This window comes from Staphylococcus sp. Z5-21 (genome assembly GCF_056529615.1).
Genome location: NZ_CP096462.1, coordinates 393,307 through 407,183 on the forward strand (window position 1 = coordinate 393,307; position 13,877 = coordinate 407,183).

The window sequence follows — 13,877 nt, forward strand, 5'->3', positions numbered from 1 at the left end:
TTAACTACAAAAATATATATTCAGCGTTAGATATAGAACGGGATCCTGTAATTGAGATTGCCGAACGGCTGATATTGATTTGTACTTAACTCATTTTTACAAGGTGGAGTATAATGAAATTTTCAATTATAGTACCAAGTTACAATTCAGAAAAATATATAGCAGAACTTTTAAACAGTTTACAAAATCAAAGTTATGATAAAAAAGATTTTGAAGTTATTTTGGTAGATGATTGTTCATCAGATAATACTTTAAATGTGGTAGAAGCTTATAAAAATAAATTAAATTTGATAATAAAACAACTTGATACAAATTCAGGCGGACCAGGTAAACCTAGAAATACGGCTTTACAATTAGCGCAAGGTGAATATGTATTTTTCGTAGATTCAGATGATTACATTAATAAAGATACATTAAAAGATGTGTCGAAATTTGTTGATCAAAATCATGCAGATGTGGTCTTGGTGAAAATGGAAGGCGTGAATGGTCGTGGTGTACCGAAATCCATGTTTAAAGAAACGAGTGATGCAGTCACATTAGCCAATTCTAGAATTATTTATACACTTAGCCCAACTAAGTTCTATAGAACCTCATTATTACGTGATCACGCAATCGAATTTCCAGAGGACTTAAGAAGTGCAGAAGATCAATTATTTACAATGAAGGCATATGTCAATGCGAAACGAATCGCTGTACTTGCAGATAAGCCTTACTATTATGCAACTAAACGTGAGGGAGAACATATGAGTTCTGCGTATGTCTCACCCGAAGATTTTTATAAAGTGATGTCATTAATTACTGAAGAAATATTAAACAGCCCATTAGAAAATAAAAATGAAGTGCTAGGATATTTTATAGATAGACATTTCTCATTCTCTAGAACAAATAACTTTTCTCTTAAAATTGCAGATGATAAAAAAGAAGCGTGGATGGATGCGTTAGGAGATTTTATTCAAAAAGTACCAACAGCTGTAGATGAATTAGTGAATGATTCATTCAAACCGTTATTACATTACGCTCGTCTAAAAGACATGAAGCATTACCAAATGGTAGAAGAAAGTTATAAAAATGGGAAGTTTCATAGCTACAGTGCTCAAGAAGGAACGTTAAAAATACAATTTGATGAAGGTGAACCGTATTTTGTCTTCAAAAAATTAGTGAAGCCTGATGTTAGAATGTCACATTTCGAATTTAACGATCAAGGTTTTGAACTGGAGTTAGAATTTATTAGTTCTATTATTAATCCCAACCATGTTGCTTCAATGATTCAACTCAAATTATTATCACGTAATAAAAAAGAATTTATTTATATACCTTTAACTATGAATGATCAGACTAGATTTAAGTTTAAGGCAGATTTAAATGATTTGATGCCTTATCTCATAAAAGAAAAAGTCTGGGATGCACATCTAGAGATGCGTGTGGATAATATGACCATTGAGAAACGTATTGGCAATAAGCGTGTTAAGTACCCGTATAGTAAGGAAACGAGCACAATTACCCAATACAACAATCAGTATTATCGATTTACACCATATTTTACGAAAGACTTCGATAATTTATCATTTTATATAACGAGCAACAAATTAAATGAAATGTTAGCTGTTGAAATTAAGGACAAACAGACAATACAACTACGCAGCTTAGAATTTAACTATATTCTATCTGAAGGGATGACAGCTGTCATCTTACCTCATATGTTTACGTATGGTTATTTAACGTCTGTGACTACAAAAGACACACTTACTTATCATCTGTCTGTTGGAGAAAAAGTGAAAGATAAAGATCTGAAAAAGAACTTCAAAATTGAAACGCCCCATTTAGTTTTAAAATACTAGTTGGTATATAATAGTAAGTGAGTTAAAGAAATATTAGCTGACTTACTATTTTTTTAATCGAATGTTATTGATAATGATTTTCAATTATAGTATGTTTGAAATGAATGATTTTTATATCTTAATTTAATAATAATTAATTTATATATAGATTGTCTTTTAGATTCATGTGAAGAGGGAGTTATCGATGACAAAAAGTAAAATAGATGTTAAAGATTTAATTAATATAGGACTCTTTACGGCAGTATACTTCATTTTTATAGCACCACCGGGTATTTTAGGTATTATACCTATCTTTATGTTGTTACTTCCTGCAATGATAGGGCTAGTAGGTGGCATACCTGTGATGTTACTTATTACCAAAACGCAGAAATTTGGTGCATTAACGATTTGTGGTGTTGTCGTAAGTTTATTATTAGCAATCATGGGGCATCCTTGGATGGCTTTGATTTTAAGCGTGCCAGTGATTGTGATTGCAGATATGGTTATGGCGATGGGCCAATATAAAAGTTGGAAATTAAATAGTATAGGTTATATTATTTTTTCATTTTGGCCAATAGGTAATTTACTACCGTTTTATTTTATGAGAAATTCATATTTAGCTTTTATTCAAGACAAATATGGTACAGATTATGAAGCGACAGTAGAAGGATTGTTTTCTATTGGTATGATTCCCATTATTCTTATCACTACAATTATTGGTGCTTGGATAGGTGCATACATTGCTAAAGGCATTTTGAAAAAGCATTTTAAGCGGGCAGGTATTATATAAAATGTATAATCAAGTATTAAGTCAAAATCATATATTTAACTTTGATCCAAGGATAAAAATTGGACTCATGCTAATTATTTCACTCATTTCACTAACAGGTGGCGTAACGGGTCAGGGCATATTTATCAGATTGATTATAATGGTGATTCCCGTCTTATTATTGATTGTGATAGGGAAATATAAGATTGGCATTGCCTGTATTGTGCTAACCGTAGCTGCTTGGTATGGTGAAGCATTTGTGTCTATTGAACAAAGCCAAGTTGCAACATTACTCGTGTTTGTACCTTCTGGAATTATTACAAGATTTTTGCCTTCTTTAGCCATGGGTTACTATATATTTAAGACAACACAAGTAGAAGTGCTTATTTTAGGTTTAGAACGCATGAAGTTATCTAGAAAAATAACTATCCCAATTGCTGTTATGTTTAGATTTATACCCACAATAAGAATGGAATCAGCATCTATTAAGGATGCAATGAAAATGAGAGGGATTTCTTTACGGTTTGCGTTTAAAAAACCAATGCAATATATCGAGTATCGTATTGTACCTTTATTAAATAGTGTGATTAAAATAGGGAATGAATTGACTATCGCATCCATTACTCGTGGATTGAATTTGACACATAAAAGAAGTTCTATTGTGACGTTGAAAATACGTTGGCTTGATTGGTTATTCATAGTTGGCACACTGCTTTTATGTATAACTTACTATATAGTGTGAGGTTAAAATATGATTCAATTTGAAAATGTATCATTTAATTATGACAATAGCGAAAAAATCTTAAACGATATAAACCTTACTATTAATGATGGTGAGGTTATTTGTTTAACTGGTGCATCAGGTTGCGGTAAAACCACCATAACACGATTATTGAATGGGACGATACCACACTTCTTTCATGGAGAGATAGATGGTCGTATCATTGTGAATGGTAAAGACATTACTAAACAATCTATTTATGAGGTTTCACAAGTAAGTGGCTCAGTCTTTCAAAATCCACGCTCACAATTTTTCTGCTTAAATACAACAAGTGAACTTGCTTTTGAGCCTGAGAATTTTGGTGTGGAGCCAAACGAAATTAATACACAAATTGCTAACAGCGCCTATGAATTTAATATTGAACATTTATTGGATAGAGGTATATTTAATCTTTCTGGTGGAGAAAAACAGTTAATAGCATGTACGACGATTCAAGTTAGTGGTCACGATATCATTATTTTAGATGAACCTTCATCAAATTTAGATTTCAAAACAATCAGCAAACTGCGAAAAATGTTAAATATATGGAAGCAAGAAGGTAAAACCATTATTATAGCTGAACACCGTTTACATTATTTAATGGATGTTGTTGATCGCTTTATCATATTGGCACAAGGTACAATGCGTAAACAATATGACAAGGATACATTTAATAAACTGAGTCATGAAACATTGGCAGAGTTAGGATTGAGAACAACACATTTAGATAAAATGAAACCTAAAGTTCATCACAATGTCGCATGTGGTACGTTAACGTTGAAAGATTTTAATTTTAAATATAAACCTAGATTACCTTTATCAATTAATATACCTAAAGTTGAACTAAATAAAGGTAAAGTGACAGCAGTTATAGGGCAAAACGGTTCGGGAAAATCTACATTTGCACGATGCTTAACAGGTGTGGAACGTAAATTCAAAGGGAAAGTTGATAATGATGAAGTTACTTTGAAGCGGGGACATAGATTAAACAATGTCTATTTGGTGTTTCAAGATGTAAATAATCAACTTTTTGCAGAAAGTGTTGGTGAAGAATTACGTTTAAGTCATGCTGATTTAGATGACGAAACAATTCAAAAACAGTTACAATATTATGGTATTTCTCAGCACATTGAACGGCATCCTTTATCATTATCAGGAGGAGAAAAACAACGTTTGGCTATTGCAAGTGCAGTAGAAACAAGCCGTGATATACTTATTTTTGATGAACCATCAAGTGGTTTAGATGGTCAGCGTATGCGAGAAATTAGTGGAATCATCGACGATTTAGCAACTAATGGGCATACCATTATAGTGATTACTCATGACTATGAACTATTACTATCATGTGCCGATGAAATCTTACATTTAGAAAATGGGCACGTTAAAGATCAATATACAATGAATGATGCAAATTTAGGGAAATTACAATCATTTTTTGAAATATAAAGTTATTGAGTGTATGGATAAAGTAGCGCATATGAACGACTAGGATATAAAGTGAATATTAGGGCTAGTGCGCATGCAAAAGAACCTGAGGCATAAATGGATGTCTCAGGTTCTTTTTTGAGTTAATTGATAGAAATCATAATGTTAAGTAAAGCAGATTTTGTTAGCTTGAAAATCAAAGGATCTTTAAAATAATGCATTGTTAATTTTAAACGTGGATAATTCGTTCTGTTTATTTGTTTTAATAGTGATTTATCTATATAGGTTTGGTTTATATTTTGAGGTATTAAATTGTTAATCAGACCATATTCACTATTGATTAAACTAGAAAATATTGGAAATGACTTAATGAAATGATGATTGATATTAACTGAAATCGTTGATTCGCTAAGATTATTAAAAAGTAATATATGATAGTGTGTTTTGGTTTTTGTGACGATAGCATAAGGCAGTGTTGTAATTGGTTGCTTATAATAAGGTGATAACAAACCGTAAATATGAACCACTGGCATAGCACTTTGATATTGATTGAACAACATGATGCGATCATAATCATCAGAATAGTAAGGATAACCAAATCCTCCAATAAGTTGATTAAATTCAATAAGAAATTGAGTTATTGCGACATGTGTTTCTTGTTTAGAGTAGTGATAGCAACTTTTTATTGCACTATGGGTAAGGTGATTGAATATCAATTTTTTAGCATGCTTAGAACCTAAACTGTGAATAAACAATACGATACGTGCTTTTAAATCAAGGTCCTGTTGTATAGGTGAGATTTTTTGTGTGATTAACTCTGCTAAAGATATTAAATCTAAGTTAATAAAATATAAATCAGTTTCTAACAATGACATAAAGCGACGAATTTGTAGTATATTAGCACTGTTTTCAATAATCTTATCAATTATCACACCAATTTTTATTTGTGGGTAAGACTGTTTGATATTGTTAATCGTTTCAGTCATCGACTTAGCTTCATTAAAAGTTAAATCTAACTGTAATGTAATATGATTTAAGTTATTTTTTAATTCAAGCAATAATTTACGCAAAAAAGTACTAGATTGATTTGTTAAAAATTTAGACGTAATTTTAAGCGTAATGTGATAATTTCTATCAATGAGTTGGTGTATAGATGTTAATACTTGTTGTAATTTAAAGGCATTTAAATGAATGATTTGCGTATCTAATATAGATATATTTACTTTTGGAAATACAAGGATATCATTTTGTTCTGAAATCATAGCATCAAAGTGTACTAAGTCATCAAGTCTTTCTAATTGTATGAATGTATGAGGTTCATTAAAAGTATCGCTAAAAGATAATGTTGATAAGTTGAGTGTCTTTGCAATGTGGTCTACACGTTTAGCTGACTTTTGAATTTGTGCAAAATAGTGAATCGTTTTAGCTTGATCTATATCAATTTGTTTGGGCTCGTTATAGTATTCTTGCCTAAAATTATAAATATATTTTTTGGGTGGCATCTGAATGTAATGTTTGAAATGTTTTGAATACGTACTTACATTTGTAAATTGATATTTGATAGCCACATCATAAATACTTTGATCATTTTGTATTAAATCAAATAATGATAAAGCAATTCTTAATGAAGTAGTGTAATGCTTAAAGTTCATATTTAGAATACTGGAAAATAATATTGAGATATATGATTGTGAAATATAAAATGCTTTAGATACATTCTTCGTACTTATTTTATGATAGATATTGTGATGTATATATTCAGTTATTTGCTGCAATAGCGGATGTTTGGTATTAAGTGGTGGAATATAGACTGTATTTAAGGTTACTTTAGCTTCTTTAATTAAAAAGTCAATGATATTTGAAATATAAAGACTTGCAGTGTTTTCATCTTGTAAGGGTAAGCGCAAATTCTCTAGTATTAAATTTCTAAACTGTTCTACAAGTTTGATGTGATTGAAATCAAAGTAAGAGGTTGAAAGACAGGTATCTTTTTCAAAAAATAATGGTAAAGGCAAACTTAGTTCTACTAAATCTTGTACATCGAACATTTGAAATAGATCAGCGTTGTTAATGATGATCCCGTCTTCAATGGTAATCGTTGATCCATTTAAATTGATTTTACAAGGTTTATTTAAGGGGAGTAGTATAATAACTTTGTTTATACATCTTTTTAATTCAGTTGTGTAATGATTTCTAATTGATAAGGAACTAATCACAAATATCACCTTTGCCTAGATAAATAACGATTGATTTAGATAATAATATTATTATTGTACAACTTCATTGTTTGAAAATGTTGAATATCTAAATTTATTAATATAAAGACTATTTGAAATAATTAATGAGGGGTGAATTTATTTATATTTTAGATTTTGTACAGATGGTATTAAAAAGTTGGGGTGTTGGATTAATAAAAAGATGTCTAAGAAAACTTGAAGCGAGGAAATTCAAAATTTGTTTGGTAGCGCTTGCAAAAACAAAGGTTAGTTCTTATAATGTATATATTGACTTGTAAAAGTCTACAGTATAACTTAAACGTTTAAGGTGAGAGAGATGAAAAATAATAAACCTACTTTGCATGACGTAGCTCGTGTGGCCGGTGTATCCATTGCCAAAGTATCAAACGTGTTGAACAATAAAAGTTCTGAATTAAGTGATAAAACCAAAGATAAGGTGCTAAATGCCATAGAAACATTGAACTATGAACCTAATCAATTTGCTAGGGGATTAAAGACAGGACGTTCCAATATTATTGCATTTATTGTCCCAGACCAAAATCCATTTTTTACAGAAGTGTTAACTGAGATAAGCCACGAGTGTCAAAAACATCATCTACATGTTGCCGTTGCATCTTCAGAAGAAAATGAAGACAAACAACAAGATTTAATAGAAACATTTGTATCACAAAATGTAAGCGCTATTATACTTGTGCCAGTGAAATCAAAATTTCAAATGAAGCGTGAGTGGTTGAAAATACCGATAATGACGTTGGATAGAGAGCTTGAATCTACAAGCCTACCGTCAATAACCGTTGATAATGAAGAAGCGGGTTATATTGCAACAAAACGTGTTTTAGAAAGTACATGTAAAGAAGTGGGCTTACTACTTGCGAATCCTAATATTAGCACTACAATTGGCAGGAAAAATGGCTATAATAAGGCTATTTCCGAGTTTGATTTAAATGTTAATCCGTCATTAATTCATTATAGTGATCAACAATTAGGGACAAATGCTCAAATCTATAGTGGTTACGAAGCTACGAAGACTTTGCTAAGTAAAGGGATTAAAGGAATTGTTGCTACGAATCATTTATTACTGTTAGGCGCGTTACAAGCCATAAAAGAAAGTGAAAAAGAAATTAAAAAAGATGTTATTATCGTGGGTTTTGATGATAGTTATTGGAATGAAATTTATACACCTAAACTTACAGTAATATCTCAACCAGTTAAAGAAATGGGTCAGGTTGCAGCAAAAATGATTTATAAATTGATTAAAGGTAAGGATGTAACGTCAATCAAACTATCGACAAAATTGATTATCCGTGAATCGTGTTCATTTAATAAAACTTAAAAAATCCATGACTATATGGGTTTTTATTGAATTTAACTTAAACGTTTAAGTTAAAAGATGGTTAATCATAAAGGGGGGAATTAATTTGGATACTTCAAGTAATAGCGTGAGAGAAAAGACTTGGATGGGAGTACCGAGAATCATATTTGCAGCGCTCATTGCAATATTCATTTTCATGACAGGTGATGGCATCGAACAAGCATTTTTATCAAAAAACATTGTTGATTTAGGTTTTTCAAGCGGACAAGCATCACTTGTATTCACGTTATATGGTGTCATGGTAGTCGTCGGTTCATGGTTAGCGGCAGTTTTATCAGATGTCTATGGTCCGAGAAAAGTGATGGTTCTAGGAACAGTTATTTGGTTAGTATTTCACATATTATTTTTAGTTTTTGGGCTTGGTTTAGAAAATTACAGTATGATGTTGCTCATGTACGGTATTAGAGGATTAGGTTATCCTTTATTCTTATATGGATTTTTAGTGTGGGTAACATATATTACGAATAAAGCGCGGTTGGCAACTGCTATAGGTTGGTTCTGGGCAATGTTCTCAGTAGGTATGGGTGTGATTGGTACATATTTACCAAGCTTTACTATCCCTCATATAGGATTTATGGGCACACTTTGGATGTCTGTCATCTGGATTGGGGTAGGTGGATTAATTGCATTCTATGTCGTTGGCAAGAGAAGTATTAAACCTAATGTGGATAAGCCTATTAAAGAAAGATATGTAAAAGTACTTAAAGAAGTGGGGATTGTCTATAAAAATCCAGATATTATTAAAGTGTTTGTAGTTAGGATTATTAATCAGCTTTCTCTATTTGGATTAGTCGTTATTTTCCCTGTTTTATTTACAGATACGATTGGTTTTACAATGCAACAATGGCTATGGACATGGGGAACGATGCATATTACTTGTATTGTAGGAGATGTCGTATGGGGTATTGTAGCGGATAAGATTGGATGGAAACGCCAAGTCATGTTATTTGGTTGTATAGGATGTGGCATTACAACGTTACTTTTCTATTATTTACCAATATTGAGTGGAGATATATTTGCTATTGCTATTTTATGTGCAGTGTTATTTGGTATTACGCAGTCAGCATTTGTTCCAATTTTTGCAATTTTTACTGCATTAGAACCTGAACATATTGGTGCAACGTTATCATCACATAATTTAGCTGCAGGTTTGAGTAATTTTGCTGCACCAGCCATTGCAACACTGTTCTTACCAATATTTAATGAAGTTGGTGTCGTATGGGCATTTGCAATTTGTTATTTCGTGGGTGCAGTGATTACTTACTTTATAAAAGTACATCAACCGGGTATAGATGATCGTAAAGTAACTGAAATGAATAAACAAACACAAACTAATTAGTAAAGGAATGATTTTAGTGGAAGAGGTCGTTCTAGGTATCGATTTAGGTACAAGTGCAGTTAAAACAATCGCAGTTAATAGAGATGGGCAAGTAGTTGGTCAAATGAGTGAACCATTGACATTAATTCAAACTGAACCTGGTTATAATGAACAAGATCCAGATTCGTGGGTTGAAGCGGTTATGAAAAGCATTGAAGAACTGCTTAAGTTAGATGAGTTGAAAAATAAAAAAATATCTGGCGCATCGTTCTCCGGACAGATGCATGGATTAGTAGCACTGAATCACCAAGGAGAACCAATTAGAAATGCAATCTTATGGAATGACACAAGAACGACACAACAATGCCAATCAATCAAAAATCAGTTTGGAGAAACATTGCTGAAAAATCCAATACTAGAAGGATTTACTTTACCTAAATTATTGTGGCTACAAGAGAATGAACCAACACATTGGCAAGCATTAGATGTGTTTTTACTACCTAAAGATTATGTTAGATACAAAATGACTGGTGATATTTCAATGGAATATAGTGATGCTGCAGGTACGTTATTATTGAATACAGATACAAAGCAATGGGATACACGAGTAGGTGAACAATTAGCAATAGGTGATATATATCCTAAGTTAATTAATTCGCATGATTTTGTTGGTAATTTAACAGAAGATGTAAAAGCAGCATTAGGGCTTGATAATGATGTCGCTGTATTTGCTGGCGGAGCTGATAACGCTTGTGGCGCCTTAGGAGCAGGGGTTATAAATGAAGCACAGGCTTTATGCAGTATAGGAACGTCTGGTGTTGTATTAACTTGCTCACAAGAAAATGAAAAATCATTAGGAAACAATATACATTATTTTAATCATGCATTGCCTCAAATCACATATACAATGGGGGTGACTTTGAGTGCAGGAGATAGCTTGAATTGGTTAAAACGTACAATGTTTGATGATGAATCCTTTGATGATATTGTGCAACAGGCTGCCGAATCTCAAATTGGTGCCAATGGTTTACTATTTGCCCCATATTTACAAGGTGAACGTACACCTCATGGTGATGCATATATAAGAGGCAGCTTTATTGGTTTAAGTAGTAATACAGTTAAGGCTGATTTTGCACGAGCAACAATTGAAGGGATCACATACTCGCTTTATGAATCGTATCGATACATGATGCAAGCGAACAGTAACAGTAATCGTGTTATTTCGATTGGTGGAGGATCTAAAAGTAATTTTTGGTTACAGCTTCAAGCTGACGTCTTTAACGCAGAGGTCACACCTTTGAAATATGAAGAGGGACCAGGTATGGGTGCAGCAATGCTGGCAGCTTATGGATTGGGTTGGTTTAAATCTATGGAAGACTGTGTAGATGCTTTTATTGAATATGATAAAACGTATTATCCAAACTTGGAAAACCATAAAAAATATGAACAGTATTATAACATTTATAGACAAATTTATGAACAAACACAGACATTAACGCAACAATTATTAACTATTAAATAATATAGGAGGAGTACAATTATGGAAAAAAATATACCAGAAACAATGAATATCTCATTATTAAATAAGCCATTTGATATGGAAATGAAAGAAGTTAAAGTGCCGAAGATAGGCGCAACAGATGTCTTGGTAAAAGTTATGGCTGTAGGGGTATGTGGCTCAGACGTACATTATTATGAGCACGGACGTGTAGGTGAATTTGTAGTTGAAAAACCTCTCATTCTAGGACATGAGTGTTCAGGTGTAGTGACCGATGTAGGTAGTAATGTAACAAGATTTAAAGTCGGGGATAGAGTAGCGATTGAACCTGGTGTGCCTTGTGGTGAATGCGAGTATTGTAAATCAGGGAAATACAATCTATGTCCGGATGTAGAATTTCTTGCAACACCGCCAGTTGACGGTGCATTTAGTCAATATATCAGCCATCCTGAGGGCTTTTTATTCCATATACCAGAAGCATTATCATACGAAGAGGCAACCCTTAATGAACCATTTTCTGTAGGTGTGCAAGCTTGTAAAAGAGCCAATGTTCAACCAGGCTCAACAGTGGTTATTATGGGAATGGGACCAGTAGGGCTCATGGCAGTTGTGGCAGCCAAGGCATTTGGTGCTACAAAAATTATTGTATCTGATCTTGAAAAAATACGTCTAGACGAAGCATTAAAATTAGGTGCAACACATGCAATTAATATTAAAGAAGAAGATGTGGCTACACGAATTAATGAAATTACAAAAGGTAAAGGTGTTAATTATGCATTTGAGACAGCGGGTAACCCAATTGCTCTACAAAATGCTTTAGCTGCTTTAAACAATGGTGGTACATTAGCTATTGTTGGTTTACCTCAACAAGAAAATATTGAGTTAAACATTCCTTTTATAGCAAATCATGAAATCAATATTGTAGGTATTTTTAGATACGCAAATACGTATGATATGGGTCTAGAAATGTTGGCGTCCACATCAGCAGATTTAAACACGATGTTCACGGATGCTTATGATTTAAATGAGGCAAAAGAAGCGATGGAACAGGCGAGAACGAATAAGAGTGGATCATTAAAAGTAATGGTTTATCCTAATGGTAAACCTGAATAAATTGATTATAAATAGAAGAACTAAAGTCACAGCCTGAATGTGACTTTAGTTCTCTTTTTAATGCACACACAATTAAGCGCACATTTTAAGAATGTAGTTTTATATCATAGATTAAAATGGGTGCATAAAGTTTAATTCTGGGAATGGAATATAACTATGATAATTAACGGCACATCACAAGCCTCGATATAAACACACACATTCTATATGGATATTATATAACTTATAATGTATCTTTACAATATTAAATCAAAAACATTTTAAAGATAAAACGATTTTAATTGCGATAAATACTAATTACTGCTATAAAGTCATTCATGATGACGTCGCATTATCATTAAGTGCACGTTTATTTGCTTTATATATATAAATCGATTGATTTATATATGAAGATTAGAGAAGAAATGATTAAAAATAAAGTGAATAATCCATTGAATACTGAATTACTAAAAATATTAACAAAAGTAATCTGACTCAGGGCGATTAGAAAAACAGAACCGGTTGTTTTAATTTCAAGTAAGTCGAATGAAAATAGTAGGATTGCAATGATTATTAAATAACCCAGTGCTATGAAGAACAAGTTTAATAAATCTACCAGAAAAAGTTTTTTCATATCAACCAGCCTCCTTTTTACTATGCTATAACCGTTTTAAGATTATATAATCTACATAAGTGTAATTTTACAAATTTTTAATATTTAGCATGATAACTATAATTAAAGTGTTTATATGAATCGAATGATTGAAGACATTAAAAAATTTAATTAATTAGGTTTAGTAAGCTATATATAGAATTTGAGTAAAAACGGTTTTGATTGATTAAATTGGTGATAAATAGTAAGTGAGTTTGATTTTTGGATGAAGGGGAGGTTAATGATGTATAAAGCGATTATTTTTGATGTGTATGGCACTATTTTTGATATATCTTCACTTGAAAAGCATATGGACCAATTTGATGAAGCGCAAGCATCTTCTATCTCACAATTATGGAGAAAAACACAATTACAACATATGTTTTTAAAACAAATTATGCAACGTTATATCACTTTTGATGATTTAACTAAAGATGCTTTGCGATATACGTTAGATGAACACAAAGTACAATATAATAGAGAAGATATTAATCAATTGTTTGATGCTTTTTTAGATCTAGACTATTTTAAAGAAATACCAAGAGTATTTTCGGATTTAAAAGCTAAAAATATAGATATAGGTGTGCTATCGAATGGTAATGATAGCATGTTAATGCCTTTAGTTGATAATTCGAAAATCAGTGAATATATTGACACTGTCATGAGTGTGGACGAAATTAAACAGTATAAACCAAGTCCTGCGAGCTATGCTTTAATATTAAATTATTATCATTTGACTAGAGAAGAGATTTTATTTGTTTCCTCAAATTCATGGGATATTACAGGTGCTGCAAACTTTGGCTTTGATACCGTTTGGATAAATCGTGACAAAGTACAATTCGATTATAATGGCCAATCTCCTACGATGACTGTGAGCAATCTTAATAAGTTAGTTAAATGGTTAGAAATGAATAAATAATAAAATAACATTTTGAAG

10 protein-coding genes are annotated in these 13,877 nt (G+C 31.9%); 9 read left to right on the forward strand and 1 reads right to left on the reverse strand.

Translation table 11 applies throughout. The features are described from left to right. The first annotated feature begins 113 nt into the window (after window positions 1–113). The 4 genes from M1D64_RS01775 to M1D64_RS01790 all read left to right on the forward strand — a co-directional run bounded on the left by M1D64_RS01775 (window position 114) and on the right by M1D64_RS01790 (window position 4,792). Window positions 114–1,838, forward strand: a complete 1,725-nt coding sequence (locus M1D64_RS01775) for a glycosyltransferase family 2 protein (protein WP_115338376.1) — start codon at window positions 114–116, stop codon at window positions 1,836–1,838. Window positions 1,839–2,022: 184 nt separating this feature from the next. Continuing rightward, window positions 2,023–2,607 (forward strand): MptD family putative ECF transporter S component, encoded by a 585-nt coding sequence (locus M1D64_RS01780; protein WP_002482316.1) that lies wholly within the window; start codon window positions 2,023–2,025, stop codon window positions 2,605–2,607. Window position 2,608: 1 nt separating this feature from the next. Beyond that, window positions 2,609–3,328: an energy-coupling factor transporter transmembrane component T gene (locus M1D64_RS01785; protein WP_069795096.1), complete on the forward strand. Its 720-nt coding sequence runs from the start codon at window positions 2,609–2,611 to the stop codon at window positions 3,326–3,328. Window positions 3,329–3,337: 9 nt separating this feature from the next. Continuing rightward, window positions 3,338–4,792: an ABC transporter ATP-binding protein gene (locus tag M1D64_RS01790; protein ID WP_002482318.1), complete on the forward strand. Its 1,455-nt coding sequence runs from the start codon at window positions 3,338–3,340 to the stop codon at window positions 4,790–4,792. Between the two features lie 122 nt (window positions 4,793–4,914). Here the strand turns inward: M1D64_RS01790 and M1D64_RS01795 are convergent, their stop codons facing one another. After that, window positions 4,915–6,987 (reverse strand): helix-turn-helix domain-containing protein, encoded by a 2,073-nt coding sequence (locus M1D64_RS01795; protein ID WP_181877471.1) that lies wholly within the window; start codon window positions 6,985–6,987, stop codon window positions 4,915–4,917. A gap of 337 nt (window positions 6,988–7,324) precedes the next feature. Here M1D64_RS01795 and M1D64_RS01800 point away from each other — a divergent pair, with 337 nt between their 5' ends. The 5 genes from M1D64_RS01800 to M1D64_RS01820 all read left to right on the forward strand — a co-directional run bounded on the left by M1D64_RS01800 (window position 7,325) and on the right by M1D64_RS01820 (window position 13,859). Continuing rightward, window positions 7,325–8,341, forward strand: a complete 1,017-nt coding sequence (locus M1D64_RS01800; protein ID WP_480977536.1) for a LacI family DNA-binding transcriptional regulator — start codon at window positions 7,325–7,327, stop codon at window positions 8,339–8,341. A gap of 85 nt (window positions 8,342–8,426) precedes the next feature. Next, entirely contained in the window at window positions 8,427–9,719 is a 1,293-nt protein-coding gene (locus tag M1D64_RS01805; protein ID WP_480977537.1) for an MFS transporter, read from the forward strand. A gap of 7 nt (window positions 9,720–9,726) precedes the next feature. Next, window positions 9,727–11,220, forward strand: a complete 1,494-nt coding sequence (xylB, locus tag M1D64_RS01810; RefSeq protein ID WP_480977538.1) for a xylulokinase — start codon at window positions 9,727–9,729, stop codon at window positions 11,218–11,220. Window positions 11,221–11,238: 18 nt separating this feature from the next. Next, the gene (locus M1D64_RS01815) at window positions 11,239–12,309 is read left to right on the forward strand and encodes an NAD(P)-dependent alcohol dehydrogenase (protein ID WP_041079326.1); all 1,071 of its coding nucleotides are present in this window, start codon (window positions 11,239–11,241) and stop codon (window positions 12,307–12,309) included. Between the two features lie 875 nt (window positions 12,310–13,184). Further along, window positions 13,185–13,859: a haloacid dehalogenase type II gene (locus M1D64_RS01820; protein WP_037537657.1), complete on the forward strand. Its 675-nt coding sequence runs from the start codon at window positions 13,185–13,187 to the stop codon at window positions 13,857–13,859. Window positions 13,860–13,877 lie beyond the last annotated feature (18 nt).

What these genes read in the sequence shown, in the direction of transcription:
- xylB (WP_480977538.1), top strand. Translation starts at nt 9,727, where the DNA reads ATGATTTTAGTGGAAGAGGTCGTTCTAGGTATCGATTTAGGTACAAGT.
- M1D64_RS01775 (WP_115338376.1), top strand. Translation starts at nt 114, where the DNA reads ATGAAATTTTCAATTATAGTACCAAGTTACAATTCAGAAAAATATATA.
- M1D64_RS01790 (WP_002482318.1), top strand. Translation starts at nt 3,338, where the DNA reads ATGATTCAATTTGAAAATGTATCATTTAATTATGACAATAGCGAAAAA.
- M1D64_RS01785 (WP_069795096.1), top strand. Translation starts at nt 2,609, where the DNA reads ATGTATAATCAAGTATTAAGTCAAAATCATATATTTAACTTTGATCCA.
- M1D64_RS01815 (WP_041079326.1), top strand. Translation starts at nt 11,239, where the DNA reads ATGGAAAAAAATATACCAGAAACAATGAATATCTCATTATTAAATAAG.
- M1D64_RS01820 (WP_037537657.1), top strand. Translation starts at nt 13,185, where the DNA reads ATGTATAAAGCGATTATTTTTGATGTGTATGGCACTATTTTTGATATA.
- M1D64_RS01800 (WP_480977536.1), top strand. Translation starts at nt 7,325, where the DNA reads ATGAAAAATAATAAACCTACTTTGCATGACGTAGCTCGTGTGGCCGGT.
- M1D64_RS01780 (WP_002482316.1), top strand. Translation starts at nt 2,023, where the DNA reads ATGACAAAAAGTAAAATAGATGTTAAAGATTTAATTAATATAGGACTC.